At 42.8% G+C, this 16550-nt stretch carries 18 protein-coding genes; 5 read left to right on the forward strand and 13 right to left on the reverse strand.

What is annotated here, in order from left to right; genetic code table 11:
- The first annotated feature begins 105 nt into the window (after positions 1–105).
- Positions 106–702, forward strand: a complete 597-nt coding sequence (locus F824_RS0110175) for a class I SAM-dependent methyltransferase (protein ID WP_019597782.1) — start codon at positions 106–108, stop codon at positions 700–702.
- 84 nt (positions 703–786) lie between these two features.
- Positions 787–1599, forward strand: a complete 813-nt coding sequence (locus tag F824_RS0110180) for a universal stress protein (RefSeq protein WP_019597783.1) — start codon at positions 787–789, stop codon at positions 1597–1599.
- Here the strand turns inward: F824_RS0110180 and F824_RS0110185 are convergent.
- Both F824_RS0110185 and F824_RS0110200 read right to left on the reverse strand, forming a co-directional pair.
- Positions 1596–2435, reverse strand: coding sequence for an alpha/beta hydrolase (locus F824_RS0110185; protein ID WP_019597784.1), 840 nt, complete (start codon positions 2433–2435; stop codon positions 1596–1598). The two genes, F824_RS0110180 and F824_RS0110185, sit on opposite strands and share 4 nt — an antisense overlap.
- Positions 2436–2919: 484 nt before the next feature.
- Positions 2920–3753 carry a 1,4-dihydroxy-2-naphthoyl-CoA synthase gene (locus tag F824_RS0110200; RefSeq protein WP_019597787.1) on the reverse strand — a complete coding sequence of 278 codons (834 nt, stop codon included), beginning with the start codon at positions 3751–3753 and terminating at the stop codon, positions 2920–2922.
- A 168-nt stretch (positions 3754–3921) separates the two neighbouring features.
- Here F824_RS0110200 and F824_RS0110210 point away from each other — a divergent pair, with 168 nt between their 5' ends.
- The 3 genes from F824_RS0110210 (at position 3922) to F824_RS0110230 (ending at position 6202) form a co-directional block, all read left to right on the forward strand.
- A complete protein-coding gene (locus tag F824_RS0110210) occupies positions 3922–4998 on the forward strand; it encodes an AMP-binding protein (RefSeq protein ID WP_019597789.1) in 1077 nt (358 codons plus the stop codon).
- Complete coding sequence (locus tag F824_RS0110215; protein ID WP_019597790.1) at positions 4995–5411, forward strand: DUF2141 domain-containing protein; 417 nt, start codon at positions 4995–4997, stop codon at positions 5409–5411. Before F824_RS0110210 ends, F824_RS0110215 begins: the two co-directional genes overlap by 4 nt.
- Before the next feature lie 593 nt (positions 5412–6004).
- Entirely contained in the window at positions 6005–6202 is a 198-nt protein-coding gene (locus tag F824_RS0110230; RefSeq protein ID WP_019597793.1) for a hypothetical protein, read from the forward strand.
- Between the two features lie 17 nt (positions 6203–6219).
- Here the strand turns inward: F824_RS0110230 and F824_RS0110235 are convergent, their stop codons facing one another.
- From F824_RS0110235 to F824_RS0110295, 11 genes are all read right to left on the reverse strand, one after another.
- Positions 6220–6981, reverse strand: a complete 762-nt coding sequence (locus tag F824_RS0110235; protein WP_051107556.1) for a hypothetical protein — start codon at positions 6979–6981, stop codon at positions 6220–6222.
- A 5-nt stretch (positions 6982–6986) separates the two neighbouring features.
- The gene (locus F824_RS0110240; RefSeq protein WP_019597795.1) at positions 6987–7640 is read right to left on the reverse strand and encodes a glycosyltransferase family 2 protein; all 654 of its coding nucleotides are present in this window, start codon (positions 7638–7640) and stop codon (positions 6987–6989) included.
- 771 nt (positions 7641–8411) lie between these two features.
- Complete coding sequence (locus F824_RS0110250; protein WP_019597797.1) at positions 8412–9152, reverse strand: SDR family NAD(P)-dependent oxidoreductase; 741 nt, start codon at positions 9150–9152, stop codon at positions 8412–8414.
- Positions 9153–9672: 520 nt separating this feature from the next.
- The gene (locus tag F824_RS0110255; protein WP_019597798.1) at positions 9673–10104 is read right to left on the reverse strand and encodes a hypothetical protein; all 432 of its coding nucleotides are present in this window, start codon (positions 10102–10104) and stop codon (positions 9673–9675) included.
- A 121-nt stretch (positions 10105–10225) separates the two neighbouring features.
- A complete protein-coding gene (locus tag F824_RS0110260; protein WP_019597799.1) occupies positions 10226–10981 on the reverse strand; it encodes an SDR family oxidoreductase in 756 nt (251 codons plus the stop codon).
- A 196-nt stretch (positions 10982–11177) separates the two neighbouring features.
- Positions 11178–11423 carry an acyl carrier protein gene (locus F824_RS0110270; RefSeq protein ID WP_019597801.1) on the reverse strand — a complete coding sequence of 82 codons (246 nt, stop codon included), beginning with the start codon at positions 11421–11423 and terminating at the stop codon, positions 11178–11180.
- Entirely contained in the window at positions 11420–12706 is a 1287-nt protein-coding gene (locus F824_RS0110275; RefSeq protein WP_019597802.1) for a dihydrolipoamide acetyltransferase family protein, read from the reverse strand. Before F824_RS0110275 ends, F824_RS0110270 begins: the two co-directional genes overlap by 4 nt.
- Positions 12703–13695 (reverse strand): alpha-ketoacid dehydrogenase subunit beta, encoded by a 993-nt coding sequence (locus tag F824_RS0110280; protein WP_019597803.1) that lies wholly within the window; start codon positions 13693–13695, stop codon positions 12703–12705. Before F824_RS0110280 ends, F824_RS0110275 begins: the two co-directional genes overlap by 4 nt.
- A 10-nt stretch (positions 13696–13705) precedes the next feature.
- Positions 13706–13927: a hypothetical protein gene (locus F824_RS0110285; protein WP_139189776.1), complete on the reverse strand. Its 222-nt coding sequence runs from the start codon at positions 13925–13927 to the stop codon at positions 13706–13708.
- Positions 13928–13972: 45 nt separating this feature from the next.
- Positions 13973–14962, reverse strand: a complete 990-nt coding sequence (gene pdhA / locus F824_RS0110290) for a pyruvate dehydrogenase (acetyl-transferring) E1 component subunit alpha (protein ID WP_019597805.1) — start codon at positions 14960–14962, stop codon at positions 13973–13975.
- A 29-nt stretch (positions 14963–14991) separates the two neighbouring features.
- Positions 14992–16509, reverse strand: coding sequence for a trypsin-like peptidase domain-containing protein (locus F824_RS0110295; protein WP_026333627.1), 1518 nt, complete (start codon positions 16507–16509; stop codon positions 14992–14994).
- Positions 16510–16550: the final 41 nt, after the last annotated feature.

The raw sequence follows: 16550 nt of genomic DNA on the forward strand, positions 1-16550 counted from the left end.
TACAAGCCCCATAAAACCACAACTTGTGAAAATGATCGTCTGTATCCAATGTTACGCAATTCGTCCCTCCTCGTCCCGAAATTAGCGGCACAAAAAACAAAATGCATGAAAAATTTCTGGAATGAAAAATTTAAAAACCAACCAAATTTATATGGTAATGCACCCAACTTGTATTTCAAAGAAAAGCTAGAAGAAACCTTACCTGGTAAAATATTGCTCCCCGGCGAGGGTGAAGGCCGAAATGCAATCTACGCCGCATCCAAAGGCTGGAAGGTCACTGCATTTGATCAGAGTGTAATTGGGAAAACCCGTGCGGTCCAGCGGGCAGAATCCTTAGGACTCCATATAGATTTTCAGATCTGCGATGTCAATGACTTCCGGACCACACCGAACGAGTTTGACATGTTGGCCTTCATTTATTTTCATTTACCACCTCCCCTGTCTGTCTCCATCTACCAAAAATTGCTGAAGGCGCTCAAACCCGGGGGCACTTTGGTCATTGAGGGATTTGGTAAGGATCAGTTGAATTACCCATCGGGTGGCCCCAAAGACATAGAAATGCTCTATGCCATGAATGAGTTGAAAGGCGTTTTTCCTGGGGTCAAGTGGATTGAGGAATTTGATGGAATTCTCACGCTTCGGGAAGGAGAAGGGCATCTGGGAGATGGACATATCATCCGATTGAAAGGGATAAAGAAATAAACAATATATTTAAAAGTGATGATTTTAATCACCTTTTAGTTTAATTTAATATTCGTAAATTAGTAAAACAAAAATCCCGAAACCATGAAAATCCTTGTTCCCACTGATTTTTCCGACAATGCCAATAATGCTTTGGAATTTGCCAAAAAAATAGCCCTTATGCATGGCGCTTCCATTACCTTATTGTTTACTTTTTATGCGATTTATGATTTTGCGGCGCAAGCTGCCGAAATCGTCGACCAAATAGAAAAGGATGCAAAAAAAGCGATGAAAGAAGAAGTGAAGGAAGGAGAAAAAGAAGGACTGAAAGTGGATTATAAGATCCTGCAAGGAGCCGTTTCCACTGTCATCACGGCCACGGCATTTAGAGAAGGCTATGACCTCATCGTGATGGGTACCCAAGGCGCGAGTGGCATGAAAAAAGCATTGATGGGTTCCAATACCGGAAATGTCATCAAAGAAAGTAAAGTCCCCGTATTGGCGGTACCTAGCAATGCCACTTGGAAAAAGATAAACAAAATCAGTGTTTCCGTCGAATTGGCGAAGGAAGAGGAACTGAATTACAAAAAATTGATGATGCTCACGGCACCATTCAAGGTTCCCTATGAGTTTCTCCATGTGGAAAAAACCCATGCTTTCGAAAAAGACATCACACTCAAGGGATTGGAGTCCTATTTGAAGGAAAACTATCCGAAGCAATCCATCTCTTTTATAGTCAAAACGGCCGAGGAAGTGACCACAGGCATTGACAAATATTTGAAAAAAAACAAAGGCACACTCTTGGTCATGTTCTACAAAAACAAGTCATTCTTTGAATACCTCTTCAACAAGAGCCAAACCGTGGAAATGGTCTACCACACCCATGTCCCCCTTTTGGTATTAAAGACCAACCCTTAATTCAACCTTTTTTCGATCCAAATCAAGATCTCATCCATGATCTGCTCCTTTTCAAATTCATTGAGCAGTTCATGGTAGAGACCAGGATATTTGATGAGGTTCTTGTCTTGGGAAGAAATTTTTCCATACAAAAGATCACTTCCTTTTGGGTTGATCAACTTGTCATCGGTACCATGCAGGATGAGTATTGGCAAGGTAAATGAAGGCATCTTTTCTTCCACCTGCCCCATCATCCTCAAGATTTCGTACGCTGTTCTTGCAGCAACAGCCTGATGGTAGACCAGCGGATCTTCATCGTATTTCCTGACTTCCTCTTGGTCTCTTGAAACCATTTTACTGTCCAATTTCAATACCTTTAATTTGGGGGCAAGCTTGCTGATCCAAGCAGAGGCCGCGATTAAAATCTTGGACACATTTTCGGCAGGCATCAAAGCTGCGGCACTCAATACAATACCTCTCGCATCTGGCTGATAGTTGACCACGTAGCTCGTCACCAAGCCCCCGCCCATGCTGTGGCCGAATATAAAAGATGGAATACTTCCCGCAAAACCCTTGACCTTCCCAAAAAGAGCATCAATATCCTTTAGGTAATCCTCATAGTTTTCAAAATAGGCTGTTGGAGATGGCAAAGAGGATTTCCCGTGGCCCCTTCCATCAAAAGTGAAAACCGAAATATGATGGGACGCCAATTTTTCGGCAAAATGCATGTACCTACCACTATGCTCCCCCAAGCCATGGACAATCAATACCGCTGCCTTGGGAACTTCTGGCAACCACGCTTGAAGATAAAGTTTGATCCCGTCATGAGTGGTATATTCGGTTTCCAGATGTTTCATGTATAATTTTTTAGTTTGCAACCATGCAATTTTTTTCCTTCCAAAGGGTATCGTCAATCCCAACCAAGGAATCGCAACAATATCTCTTAATCCACTGCAAAAGGGCCAAGCAATCCAAAACCCAATTCAACGGCCTGAATGATTCTTCTTCCGGCAAAGGACAGAATCCCGAGGGCTTCGCCCCCAGCACTGATGAAATCATTACACCCAAAATGACGCTATTCAAAAATAATCACAAGTAGAATAATGAAAAACCTGTTTATATAAATATGGTTCTAGGTTTCACCGAATTTACTAAAATCCACTTATACAGAACATTGTATCCAAAATAAATATGTCTGCGAAGTTTTATCCTACAAAGAAAAATCCAGTCTTTGGAAATCCATTAAGACAACAAGCTTAAGCTTGTTCCCAAACCTGGAAAAGTTAAGGATTGGGAAAAATTGGGTTTTGAAGAGATTCCTCCAAAACCCAAAAAAAATCATTAAGGAATCCACTTGACATCCTTGAAATCAGGTTTTCTTTTCTCCAGAAAAGCATCTCTTCCCTCTTTCGCTTCTTCGGTCATATAGGCCAAGCGCGTGGCTTCTCCTGCAAATATCTGCTGCCCCACCATTCCGTCATCCGTCAGGTTAAAGGCAAATTTCAGCATCCTGATGGAAGTCGGAGATTTCTCCAGAATTTCTGTGGCCCATTGATAGGCAGTTTCTTCCAATTCTGCATGGGGAATTACGGCATTGACCATACCCATTTCAAAAGCCTCCTGAGCGGAATAATTCCTGCCTAAAAAGAAGATTTCCCTTGCTCTTTTTTGCCCGATCATTTTGGCCAGATAAGCAGATCCATATCCTCCGTCAAAACTGGTCACGTCTGCATCCGTCTGCTTGAAAATCGCATGTTCCTTGCTTGCCAAGGTCAAATCGCAGACAACATGGAGACTGTGTCCCCCACCAACTGCCCATCCGGGAACCACCGCAATGACGACTTTGGGCATGAAGCGGATCAATCTCTGTACTTCCAGAATATTCAAGCGATGCATTCCATCATCTCCTACATATCCCTGATGTCCACGGGCTTTTTGATCTCCACCTGAACAAAAAGAATAGACACCATCTTTCGGAGAAGGTCCTTCTGCCGATAGCAAAACCACCCCAATGGAAGTATCTTCCCTTGCATCCAAAAATGCCTCATAAAGTTCGCTGGTCGTTCTGGGTCGAAAAGCATTTCTGACTTCAGGACGATTGAAGGCAATCCTTGCCACTCCCCCGCTTTTTTTATATGTGATGTCTTGATATTCTTTTACCGTTATCCAATTCATGGTATTCTTGATTTGATTGAGCAATAAATTTTATGCAAGATAACAGGCTTCACCAAAATTCTACGGTTTTTTAGTTCCCTTCTTTTGCTGAAATTAAAACTCCTGAATTGGATGAAAATTCGAATTTTGATCCAGTTATCATTATTTTGCGTTCCATTAATTTGAACCATGGGGAAAATCATTTTACAAATCGGGAGTTATTCATTTGAGGAAATCAAGAATAGCCTTTGGACTGAGAAAGACCCCTACTTGGAATCTTCCCTGCGGTTTTGTAGGGATTGGCTGAGGGGAGAAATGCTCTTCGAACTTTCAACTTCCGGATCTACTGGTACTCCCAAAACCATCACCGTCCATCGCCGGCAGATGGAGATCAGCGCCAAGGCCACCAAGGATTTCTTTGGCATTCAGCCCAATTCGCTTTTGTTGTGCTGCCTGAGTACAGACATGATCGCAGGGAAAATGATGTTGGTCAGGGCCTTGGAGTGGGATGCAGATGTTGTATTGGTTGCACCAAAGGAGAATCCGCTCTTGGAACTAAGTATGAATCGGGAATTCGATTTTGCCGCGATGGTACCCATGCAGGTAGCGGCGTGTCTGGACAGTACAAAAACCGCCGGCGAGCTGAAAAAAATCAAACAACTGATCATTGGAGGTGCTCCAATATCCCCCGCCCTTTTGGAGAAAATAGGGATGGAAAAATTGAATGCTTACCAAACCTACGGCATGACCGAGACGGTTTCCCATGTGGCCTTGGCTAAAATCAACGGACAAAAACCCATCTATACCGCTCTGCCCAACGTTGGCATCGGAACGGATGCGTCGGGGCGCTTGTGGTTGGAAGCGCCGATGGCTCAGGAAAAACACTTACAGACCAATGATTTGGTGGAATTGATCGGAAACAATCAGTTTGTCTGGCTTGGAAGAGCCGATTTTACGATCAATTCAGGAGGGATCAAAATCCAACCGGAAATCCTTGAACCCCAGCTGGCAGCGATTGTTTCTGAATTTTTTCCAAAAAGTGATTTTTTCCTTTCCGCCCTTGAAGATTCCAAGTTTGGCCAAAAATTGGTTTTGGTCATTGAAAATACACAGCCAGAACAAAAAAGGGCAAAAGATTTGCTAATGGAGATCCGGAAAAACTTCCATAAACATCTTGTTCCCAAAACAGTTTTATTCGTTTCGGATTTCATGAGAACCCCTTCCGGAAAGATTAACCGAAGGGCCAACCTTAACATTGCCAAATGAAATTATTGATCCTCTTCTTTTCAGTTTTTATCATGATGCAAGATCAACCCTGTGCCGAAATCAAGTTAGAGGTCACAAATGTAAAAAACAGCCAGGGCGTGGTTAGAGTTTTGCTATTCGATGGGGAGAATGGTTTCCCAAATGACCCCAAAAAAGCGTTCAAAAGTGCCTCAGGAGAAATTATCAACAACAAGGTCACTTTCACTTTTAAAGGAATCCCCAAAGGAGCTTATGCGATTTCGGTTTTCCATGACAGCCAAAACCTGGGATATTTACGCACAAATATTCTGGGAATCCCAAAGGATGATTATGGTTTTTCCAACAATGCCTCAGGGCACTTTGGTCCACCTTCGTTTGAAAAAGCAAAGTTTAGTGTGGACAAACAGAAAGTAGAAGTCCGTATCCGATTCTAAGCCATTAAGTCAAACCGAAACTGGGTGAGTGAAAATTGATAGCCTTTAAAAATCATTGCAAAGATTCATTGGGAAATCGTTATATTCGCTTACCCTATGAATCAACTATTTACATCAGGAAAAACCAATCTTAAAAATGTATCACTGATAATAGTCTTGTTATTGGGTGTTTTTTCTTTTTCAGGATCAACAATCATTTCCACTCCTGATCTTGGCCAAAGTACCCTTACCACGTCTCTTTTTACGCCCAACTCCAATTTTTCGATTAAATCAATTTCCTTTGAAAAGACAATTCTAATTCTTCAATTTCCCAAACATTCTAAAAACTCCCAAATATCTCTAACGGATACTTTATTGAATTTCAAGAGGCTAACAAAGCTAAAATGGAATGTCCTTATAAATAAATCAAATTTTTTCCCAACATCGGGTCGACTTTTTCCATTAAAAACAATCCCGAAAAACTCAAAAGAGGAAGCATCCCTTTTTAATCTGGGATAAAATTCATTCCCATAGCCATCGAAAATGGCGGAATTTCCTTTGTAAATACCGATACATTTATTGGGTGTCGGCAAATCAATTTAATTTATTAAAAAATGAAATCCTTCAAAAGAAAATTGAGAAGATTTTGCTATTTTATCCTTTTGATATTGGGTTCAGCTGGTATAGGTTTGAGCGGTGGTGTACCGATCCCATTGTTCAATAAAAAAGAGGATTATGATGGAGGAAATATTGAAATGGTCGAGAACAAAAAGAAAGAGGATGATCAGTTTATGTTGAAAATAAACCTCTGAAGATTTCTACGCTTTGATTATTTGTGCCTAAACCAACAGTCTTTTCTTTCCGCCTCATACTCCTTAAAAACCGTATTGACGGGAGTTCCATGAATGACCCGATCATTGAATTCTGTTCTGACCAGATAATTAAAAGCGCCCATATCCCCTGTGTATGCGGTTTTATTGTCGCTGTTGTATTTTTCATGGAGTGAACAGAGTTGGCTGAGAAACAACTGCATCACTTGAACATTCCCGCCGATGATGCCACAATTGAGCAAAGTTGCCTCTTTGAATTCCTCTTCATAGCCTTGATAGTCGGAAATTTTACTCCTTAAATGTGCCGCATGCAATAGCATCCAATCATCCAGCAGCGGCTTTGGTTCGTCTCCACAAAAAATCGCTTGGGGATTTCCTGTGAAAATTGGCTCTTGGAAAGGATCTTTGAGGACCACCACGTCCGTAATGTCTGTCACAAAAACATTTAGAAGTTCATCGAAATGTTGTTGGATAAAATCCCTGTAGAGAAAATAACGATACACATTTGGGGTAAATCTTGTATCGTGATTCACCTTGATGAACTGGATATGTTGTCCCTGGATTTCGGCACAGGTTTGATCCGAAAAATTATTGTGAAACACAATCCCTTTGAGGTTCAAATCGATGATGGAATCCGCCCAATCCTTGATCAACGCATAAGCATCATCTGGCAAAACGGTATTGCGATTTACGTCATATATTCCCGTCATGTGACATGCCATGATCACATTTCCCTTCCCGATATTCAAAAAATCATCCATTTCTACTAATTCATTATGGATATATTTTCCACTTTCAGGCGGGAACAAATGCTGTTGGGTGTATTTCGATAATAAATGTATGTTCTTAAATCGACCTTTTTCACCTTGTATTTCCTTGCTGCCCTTTCATAAAAGTCCGCATCGGCTGCGTAAAAATCCTTAAAATCGATTTCTTGAAAAACCTCTTTTTTTCCAAATAATGTCGCAAACAAAACACAATCATCCACATGAATCATCTTAGAGGGATCTCTTTTGTCAGGAACATAATAATCCTCTTCCTTGTCTACGATGGTTTTGGTCGTGGAAGCGATCAAATCGACCGATTGCAATTCTTTTAGACAAGCGCTAAGGTGATGGCTTTCAAATTCGTCGTCCGCATCCAAAATGGTGATGTATTTTCCGCGGCTGTTCAAAATGCCACGGTTTATGGATTTGGATTGCCCTCGATTTTTATGTCTTAGATAGGTGATTCTGTCCTCGTGCCCAATGATATATTGCAGCAATAAATTTTGAGGATCGTTGTCACTGCCATCATCGATGACAATCAATTCAAAATTCGGGAAATCTTGGGCCAATACCGAATCAATGGCTCTTTTCACCAAACCAAATTCTGTATTGTAAACAGACATCAGTACGGAGATTTCTACTTTCTCTTTCATTATTATTTTACTTCTTGAATCACTTCGCCTTCCCAAACTTCCTGAAGATCCGACCTCACAAATATAAGCATCGTTTTATTGGGATTTTAAAAGATTGAAAATCAAACACCTCATTCAATTGACCCTTAGCCAACTGGCATATCACTTTATTGGATATCAACTTTAAAAGAGGTTTATCTTCCAATTTACTTGGGTACATTCAACACACCAATTTATTTTAACAATGAAAAAGCGATTGGGTTCAAAACAAAATGAAATTTTTGTCTCGATTTGGGGCTGGGACTCAAAAAAATCATGGCAAAAGGGAAGATATCCATTGGATCAGGGCTTGAATCAAATTTAATCCGTTTCATGCATTCCCAATTCAATGCAATCCTATAATAGCTTAATAATCATTCAGTTGGTTACTTTTTTTTACTTCACCATTTCGGTACTTCACCCTATTCTTGAATTGGTCTGATTTTCTTACAATTTCAACACCCAATAGGAAACCGAATGCATATTTCGGGTTTAAGTCTTTGACCTACTCCACCAATCCAATGGGTATTTCATCCACTTCAACCCGTTTTATGCATTACGAACTCCATTTAATATTTTAATGTACTGATAATCAATTAGGTGTTGACTATTTTTGACTTCACCCTATCGATGTCAAGAATTGTTCTCCCAATAGTCTGATTTTCTTTCAGTTTCAATCCCATTTGGAAACCTATTGCATATTTCGGGTTCAACCATGATTACTCAAAACCAAAATTCGCCTGCAGGAATGATTTATCTGGCCAAATACCCTCCATCTACAGGATGATAACTTCCCGTCACAAAGGAGGCTTTATCGCTACCGAGCCAAAATATCAATTCTGCCACCTCCTCACTTCTCCCCAAGCGACCTATCGGATGAAGCGCGACCAATTGACTTTTCATTTCACTATCCAATGCTTCCAATAGAGGAGTTTCGATAAATCCAGGACCCACGGAATTTACACGGATGTTTTGGGAAGAATATTCCATCGCTGCGGTTTGGGTAAGACCAAGGACGCCATGTTTGGCAGAGGCATATCCGGCAGAACCTGCAAAACCCACGGAACCCAAGATGGAAGAAATATTGACGATGCTTCCGCCTCCACTTTTCAGCATGGCCTGGATCTGATATTTCAGTCCATAAAAAAGGCTGTTTAGGTTCACCCCAATCACCTTGTGCCAACCTTCAATACTCATATCTGCGATCGGGTTGATTTCTCCACCTATTCCTGCATTATTGACAGCAATATCAAGTTTGCCATAGGTCTTAACAGCAAAATCCACTAATTTTTCCATCTCCTCTGGCATGGACACATCTGTTTTGATGAAGACCGCCTTACCACCATTGGAAACGATGTCTTCTGCGACGACTCTTGCTGCGGTCTCATTGATATCTGAAACCACTACGTTGGCTCCTTCTTTGGCAAATAATTCTGCTGTCGCTTTCCCTATTCCCGACGCAGCACCGGTGATGATGACGGTTTTTCCTTTCATGATTCTGTGATTTAAACTTAAAAATTGAATTTATTTTCCAACTACAATTTAGCGGGATTTCCCTAGAAATTTCATGACAAGAATCAGTTGCACTTCCCGAATAAATCATTTTCAGTAAAACTGAAATCTTTCCCCCATTGCGTTCCAATCAAAAAAAGAACCAGGAGAGATTTCCTGGTTCTTGGATCAAGTGCCAACAGTTTCGCCTTTACGGTTTAACCCATTTTATGCATTGCCAATTGAATTATAGCCTAAAATGCTTCGTAGTCATCAGATTGTTTACTGTTTTTGACTTCACCATACTTGGTACTACTTCTTCTTCTCAAAATAGTCTGATTTACTTGAAGTTTCAACCCTATTCGGAGACCGAATGCATATTTCGGATTTAAGGCAGCTTCAATTTCAATTGGATTTTATTGCAATTAATTCAAAAAAATAAAGCCGACTCCCTAAGCACTTAAGATTTCGAGGCTTTCGGGAAATTGGCTCTATTGCATACTTTCAAGCAATTATTCAGGAATCAACTCTTGAAGAAATTGCGCACAAAGGCCAGCAGTTGATTTTCTGACAACTTATCGCTGCTCTGCACGGAAACCCATTTCCCATCAAAGGATTTATTTCCCGAAAGTCTGTTGATCAATTGATCTTTTGCCGTACTGGGACCAAACAATAAAATATCTTCGTAGTTTTTGAGTTTTCCTTCGAGGATTTTAAAATATTCATTGATTTCGTTTTGGGTAATGTTGTGCTTCTTGTTCTCATTGTTAGAGGACATAAAGGGATCGGAGCCGAACCTAGAGTGGTCGCTTACCTCTCCTTCTTCCCTTTTAATTCTTTCGTAAGGAGAATCGACGGATTCAATCAAAAATGCCTTGCCATCTTTGTGTCCGACTATATGCGCCTTTGAATGATCCAGCCACACTCCGATTTGTTTTGTTGATACAGTCTCCATAATTATTTATTGATTTTTATAGATGATAAAAGCTGTTTACACCCCATTAATTTAGGGTTTAAAGTGAACAAAAGCACCTTTTCCGGCCTCTAATTTTTATTAGAACGGATAATTTAGCTAATTATTGGGCAAGCCAACCCCCATCCACTCCAAGAGATTGGCCGGTAATAAAGGAGGCCCCGTCAGAACAAAGGAACAATACCGCTGCAGCCACTTCCTCTGGTTCACCAAATCTTCCAATGGGTTCGCTCGCCGCCATGTTTTTCTCGACTGTTTTGTCTTTTCCCGTGAAGCGATCGATCATCGGTGTTTTGATTACCCCTGGGCACACGACATTTACCCGGATTCCCTGTTTTACATATTCCAAGGCTGCATTTTTGGAAAGACCAATCATGCCATGCTTCGAAGCCACATAGGCGGGAATACCCGGAAAACCCACCAATCCTGCGACGGAAGAATTGTTGACAACGGCTCCTTTTCCTGCTTTGAGCATCAATGGGATTTCGTATTTCATGCAAAGCCAGGTGCCTTTTAGGTTGATTGCTAAAGTTTGGTCCCAGTTTTCATCCGTGCACTCGTGCGTGATGCCTTTGTGGCCTTCAATACCTGCATTGTTGAAGGCAAAATCCAGTCCTCCGAAATGTGCAAAGGTTTTCTCCACCATGTTTTTGACTTCTTCTTCCTTTGAAACATCACACTTGATAAAGATCGCCTCTCCCCCCTCCTTCTCGATCTGATCAACTGTACCCTCGTCCTCCACCCAATCCGAAACAACAACTTTTGCACCCTTTCGCGCAAAGGCAATCGCCGTTGCTTTGCCTATCCCAAAACTCCCTCCGGTGACAATGGCTACTTTATTTTCAAATTCCCTGTTCATGATCTGTTTGGTTTAAAAGTTGAACTTCATCCCGTGACATGCATTACCCATTCAATTCCAGCCTAAAATTGCTTAATATCCAGCCTGCTGCTTCCTGTTTTTGAACGCATCCTTTCGGCACTGGCCTTATTCTCCAAACAGTCTGATTTTCTTTCGGTCTCAACCCCTATTTGGAAATCTAATGCATGTTTCGGGTTCAAATTATTTTCTTTTCCAAATACGTAAGCAGACTTTTGATCGTAGCCGTTTTTCCATAATCCTGCTCGGGGATATCGATCTTTAATTTTTCACACAAGGCCACAATAAACTGCAAGGCATCATAGGAGTCAATATTGAGTGCCTCACGAATATTTTCCTCCTGACCCAGCAGCGTTGGATCCATTTCTGGCGCAATATTTTTCAGCAATTCATGAATGGTATTTAAAATTTCGGATTTGTTCATAGCGTTTCAGGATTTTGTAGGTACTTGTTCAATGCCCCCAAAAACCGGCTTCCAGTCAGACCATCCGTCGCCCGGTGATCCCCTGCCAAGGTGACATGGACAATGGGACGGATACCCAACAAGCCATTTTCCGCAAAGGGTTCTTCAGAAATACCCCCAAAACCGATGATGGCCACTTGTGGTGGGTAAATCACCCCGAAAACCTTGTCTGCACTTCCTTCACCGATATTGGTGATGGTGATCGTGGAATCACTGAGTTCCGAGCTTCTGAGTTTCAATGCCCTTGCCCTTGGGATGACATCATTCAGCACTTCCATGATTTCATCCACGCTTTTTGCATCTGCCTGGTGGATTGCTGGGACCATTATTCCGCCTGTGCGCAGAGAAACTACAAAACCAATATTGATCTCGTTTTTCAGCTGCAAACCATTTTCCCAAACCGCATTCAGCGCCGGGACTTCATCCACGGCAAGTGCCACTGCCTTGATGAGCAATGCCGCAGGGAGGAGGCGTTTTTGGACCGGGCGCTCGCTGTTCGCTTCTTTTAGCCAGGAAAGCGACTTGGACATGTCTATTTTTTTCTCCAGATAATAATGCGGAATTTCACGGTTGGATTTGCTCATCGCCGCAGCGACTGCCGATCGAATGGCCTCCACTGGCGGAACAGTCCCCATTGGTTTTTTTTCGGGAACAGCTTCTTTAAGCTGTTCCATTCCCACCTGCTCCGTACCCGCTTTGCCTTTTTCAGGCTCTCCCGCTATCTCCATTTTAATTCCTTTGGGTTTTTCCATTTCAGCTACCCCTTCCCGAGTGGCGATGGCATTTTCAACATCCTCCTTGGTGATGGCGCCATTTTCTCCAGTTCCGGAAATGCTCGAAAGATCAATACGCTCTGCTTCGGCGATTCTCTTTGCCAAAGGCGAGGCTTTTATCCTTTTCGTTTCTGAATTTTGCTCTTCAAAAGAAACTGGCCGCGTTTCTTCAATCGGCTGCTGTATCGGGACTTTTTCATCCATGGGCTGACCCTTTGATTTTTTCCCTGCAATCCCATCGGGATTAATTAGGGCCAAAATCGTCCCTACTGGCACTTTCAAACCTTCTTCTACCAGTAGTTTTTCAAGGACCCCTTCTTCAAAAACCTCGATTTCTATCAATCCTTTCTGCGTATCCACATCGGCAATGATATCTCCTCGGTTTAAAAAATCACCCGGTTTTTTCCTCCATTCCACTAGGGTTCCGTCTTCCATATCTGCTCCCAAACTGGGCATCAAAAATTCTATCATGGCTTTAAAGTTTTCTGAACACTATTGACAATATCTTTTACTTGAGGAACCGAAGCCTCCTCGAGATGTAAGGGATAGGGAATGGGCACCTCCACGCCGCACAATCTTTTTACGGGAGCATCCAATTCATAAAAAGCCTTTTCCATAATCCGCGAAATTATTTCCGCAGAAAAACCAACTGAACACCAAGCATCTTCCACAACCAATGCCTGATGGGTCTTGGCCACGGAAGCCAAAAAAGTCTCCTCATCCAAGGGACGCAATACCCGCAAATCAATAACTTCGGCATCGATGCCTCCCCTTGCCAATTCAGCTGCCGCTTCCATACATTTATGCACGCCTGTTCCATAGGTGATGATGGAAATGTCATTGCCTTCCCGTCTCACCTTCGCTTTGCTTATCCCTAGCTCGGGGACATCCTTGGCTATTTCCATTTCCATATTGAGCATGGAAGTATATTCGAAAATGATGACAGGGTCTGGACTTTCAAGGGCAGCAGCGAGCATTCCCCTGGCATCTTCATGTGTGCCCACCGACAGCACCACCAATCCCGGGACATGGGCATAAAAAGGTTCCCAACTATGGGAATGCTGAGCTGCCAATTGCCGCCCAATGCCACATCCCATCCGAATCACCACGGGCACATTCAACTGACCTCCGGACATGTGCAGTAAAGTAGCGGCATTGTTGATGATCTGGTCCATGGGCAATAGTCCAAAGTTAATGGTCATCACTTCGACGATGGGCTTCATTCCAGCCATTGCCGCCCCGATGCCAGCCCCCACAAACCCAGATTCGGAAAGCGGTACATCCATAATCCTCTCTTCTCCAAACTCTTCCAAAAGCCCCTTACTCACTGCAAAAGCCCCGCCGTAACGGCCTACATCCTCCCCCATCAAAAAAACCCTGTCGTCTTTTTGAAGTGCTTCACGGAGACTCTGCTTGAGTGCCTCCCGGTAAGTGATTTTGATCGTATTGCTCGCTTCCATAGAAAAAAAATCAATTGGGTTTCATATCAGGTTCCTTTTCGGGTTCTGCGTCGGGGTCAATCTCCGGCCAATCCTCCGGCTCGATTTCCGGTATTGGGAATTCTTTGGGATTTTCTTCCGGGTGGGGAATTCCCGGGTATTCCGGGTCGATTGCCGGTAAGGGAAAATCAGGGTTCGGCGTGATGCCGGGGATTTTGGGCAGAATCGGAAATTCTTCTGGTTTCTTTTGCATGTCTTTTGGCTTTTGCATTTCAATAGTCAATGGAAAATCAATCCTTTACTTTTCGCTGTAAACAAACTTTGTCAAATCTTCTAATGGCTCCCATGTTCCGGCTTCCGCAAAATCGATCGCCTCCTGAACTTCTTTGTCCACCCGCGCGGAAATTTTTTCCAGCTCAGTTTTCGTTATCAATTTTTGTTTCAACAAGTAGTCCTGAAATGCTGGAATAGGATCTGCTTTTTTCCATTCCTCCACTTCCTTTTTATCCCTGTACAATTCCGCATCAAACATGGAATGTGACCTAAATCGATAGGTATTACAAACCAAAAAATAGGGTTTCCCGGTTTTCCTGATTTTATCGACAGCTTTATCTGTGGCATCCATCACCGCCATCAGATCCATGCCATTCACAGCGGTAGATTCAATCCCGTAGGCAGCGCCTTTTTTTTCGATTTCCAGTACTGCGTGTGAATATTGAATGGCCGTCCCCATCGCATACTGATTGTTTTCGCAGACAAACAAAACCGGAACCTCCCACAAAGCCGCCAGGTTCATGGCTTCATGGAATTCCCCCTCGGCCGCTGCCCCCTCGCCAAAAAAGCAGCAGGTAATCTGGTTTTTTTTCTGTTTTTTGGAGGCCAAAGCCATTCCAACAGCCATCGGAAGATGACTGCAAACAATCGCGTTTCCTCCGAAAAACCTTCTGGAAGCATCAAAAAGATGCATTGAGCCTCCTCTTCCCCTGCTGCAACCTTCCTGTTTGCCATACATTTCCGCCATGATGCCTCCGGGTTCCATTCCCCTAGCCAAAGCATGTCCATGTTCCCGATAAGTGCTTAAAATATTATCCTCCTCGGTCAAGGCTTGGATCACCCCGACCGCCACGGCTTCCTCTCCAACATAAAGGTGTAAAAAACCCCTTATTTTGCCTTTGGTATATTGTTCAGCGGACTTGTCCTCAAACCGTCGAATGAGCAGCATTTGGTAAAAAAGGTGCTGTCCTTTTTCGGGGTCCAAGGTTTTCGATTTTTTTGAGGAGCTTGACATTTTGATTCTTCATTTATATGAAACTTCTTTTATAACCCAAAAGCATAATAATAATAGGTGGGATCACCGGCATATTTTCCTTCGAGCATGATGCCCCCTTTTTGCCCTTCAATGGCCTGTAGGAATGATTGTAAAGTGGTCACCGCTTTGTTGTTGATGGATGTGATGACAAACCCCTCCCGGATACTGGTGTTTCTTTTCAATTTCCCGTCAAAGAGCTTGATGATTTTCAATCCGCTTTTCACATCGTACCGCTTTCGGTCCTCCTCATTGATTTCGGCAAGCTCCACCCCCAGATCCTTTAGCAAATCGACATTCTTCGAGATGGCGGTATCGGTTGTTCTCTCCTGCTCCTTGAGTGTGGCCACGAGTTCGATGTGTTCGACACCGTTTCTGATCAGGGATATTTTCACTTTCTCACCGGGCCGTTTGCGCATGATGAGCTCTTGAAGGCTGGCAGCTGAAAGTGTTTCCACACCGTCAATCCCGATGATAACATCCTTTTCTTTCAATCCGGCATTCTTGGCAGCGCTGTTCAGCATCACACTGTCGACATATACCCCATTGGCCCTATCCATTTTCAATTCTCTGGCCAGTGTACTGTTCATATTCCGGATCATGATCCCCAAAACCCCTCTTTTTACAGTGCCATAATTCATCAAATCGTTGGCGACCTTCTTCACAATATCTACAGGAATCGCAAAAGCATATCCTGCATAAACGCCTGTGGGTGTGGCGATGGCGGTATTGATCCCTACAAGTTTTCCATCCAATGTCACCAAGGCACCGCCACTGTTTCCCCGATTCACGGCGGCGTCCGTTTGGATAAAAGATTCAACAGCCCCTTGATCGGTTAGGATATTGATGTTCCTGGCCTTGGCGCTGACAATTCCAGCCGTGACAGTCGAGGCGAGATTGAAGGGATTGCCTACTGCAACGACCCATTCTCCAACTTCCAAAATATCACTTTCCCCATACCGAATAAAGGAAAGTCCCTTTTCCTCAATTTTCAGCAAGGAGAGATCCGTTTGTGGGTCATTGCCTATCACAGAGGCCGTATAGCTGCGCCCGTCAAATAGGGTAATGTTGATCTCATCGGCATTTTTCACCACATGATGATTCGTGATGATGTATCCATCAGGTGTCAGAATCACGCCGGAACCACTCCCAATCAGGGTGTCCGGATTGAACCTTGGGGACTCTGGAAACTGAAACCTGAATTCCCGAAAAAATGGATCGTCTTTGAAAAAATCCCTAAAAGGATCCGGAATATTGTAAAACCTGTCTTCTTCCCTAGATTCCTGATTTTGAGGATTAAAAGTACTCCTGATGTTCACGACACCCGGTGTGGCTATTTTTGCAGCCATTCTGAAATCAACAATTCCTGAATAATTGATTTTCTCCGTGACGATTTCGGCACTTTTCTGAATGGCCTCTATGTCTTTTTCATTTTTATTTTCCTGTGCTTGGCAAGCCTGAAAAACAAAAAATAAGAGAAACAAAGAAACTATTAGCGCTAAAAAATTTATTTTCCTAAATCGTCTCATGACCAAAAATGATTTAAATGAAAATTACGGTTTACTCTCCA

Origin of the sequence: Rhodonellum psychrophilum GCM71 = DSM 17998 (assembly GCF_000381545.1) — a bacterium.
GTDB classification, from domain to species: domain Bacteria; phylum Bacteroidota; class Bacteroidia; order Cytophagales; family Cyclobacteriaceae; genus Rhodonellum; species Rhodonellum psychrophilum.

Bases quoted from the DNA above. Each gene is read 5' to 3' on its own strand.
- F824_RS0110175 (WP_019597782.1), top strand. From the start codon at position 106: ATGAAAAATTTCTGGAATGAAAAATTTAAAAACCAACCAAATTTATAT.
- F824_RS0110180 (WP_019597783.1), top strand. From the start codon at position 787: ATGAAAATCCTTGTTCCCACTGATTTTTCCGACAATGCCAATAATGCT.
- F824_RS0110185 (WP_019597784.1), bottom strand. From the start codon at position 2,435: ATGAAACATCTGGAAACCGAATATACCACTCATGACGGGATCAAACTT.
- F824_RS0110200 (WP_019597787.1), bottom strand. From the start codon at position 3,753: ATGAATTGGATAACGGTAAAAGAATATCAAGACATCACATATAAAAAA.
- F824_RS0110210 (WP_019597789.1), top strand. From the start codon at position 3,922: ATGGGGAAAATCATTTTACAAATCGGGAGTTATTCATTTGAGGAAATC.
- F824_RS0110215 (WP_019597790.1), top strand. From the start codon at position 4,995: ATGAAATTATTGATCCTCTTCTTTTCAGTTTTTATCATGATGCAAGAT.
- F824_RS0110230 (WP_019597793.1), top strand. From the start codon at position 6,005: ATGAAATCCTTCAAAAGAAAATTGAGAAGATTTTGCTATTTTATCCTT.
- F824_RS0110235 (WP_051107556.1), bottom strand. From the start codon at position 6,981: ATGGATGATTTTTTGAATATCGGGAAGGGAAATGTGATCATGGCATGT.
- F824_RS0110240 (WP_019597795.1), bottom strand. From the start codon at position 7,640: ATGAAAGAGAAAGTAGAAATCTCCGTACTGATGTCTGTTTACAATACA.
- F824_RS0110250 (WP_019597797.1), bottom strand. From the start codon at position 9,152: ATGAAAGGAAAAACCGTCATCATCACCGGTGCTGCGTCGGGAATAGGG.
- F824_RS0110255 (WP_019597798.1), bottom strand. From the start codon at position 10,104: ATGGAGACTGTATCAACAAAACAAATCGGAGTGTGGCTGGATCATTCA.
- F824_RS0110260 (WP_019597799.1), bottom strand. From the start codon at position 10,981: ATGAACAGGGAATTTGAAAATAAAGTAGCCATTGTCACCGGAGGGAGT.
- F824_RS0110270 (WP_019597801.1), bottom strand. From the start codon at position 11,423: ATGAACAAATCCGAAATTTTAAATACCATTCATGAATTGCTGAAAAAT.
- F824_RS0110275 (WP_019597802.1), bottom strand. From the start codon at position 12,706: ATGATAGAATTTTTGATGCCCAGTTTGGGAGCAGATATGGAAGACGGA.
- F824_RS0110280 (WP_019597803.1), bottom strand. From the start codon at position 13,695: ATGGAAGCGAGCAATACGATCAAAATCACTTACCGGGAGGCACTCAAG.
- F824_RS0110285 (WP_139189776.1), bottom strand. From the start codon at position 13,927: ATGCAAAAGAAACCAGAAGAATTTCCGATTCTGCCCAAAATCCCCGGC.
- pdhA (WP_019597805.1), bottom strand. From the start codon at position 14,962: ATGTCAAGCTCCTCAAAAAAATCGAAAACCTTGGACCCCGAAAAAGGA.
- F824_RS0110295 (WP_026333627.1), bottom strand. From the start codon at position 16,509: ATGAGACGATTTAGGAAAATAAATTTTTTAGCGCTAATAGTTTCTTTG.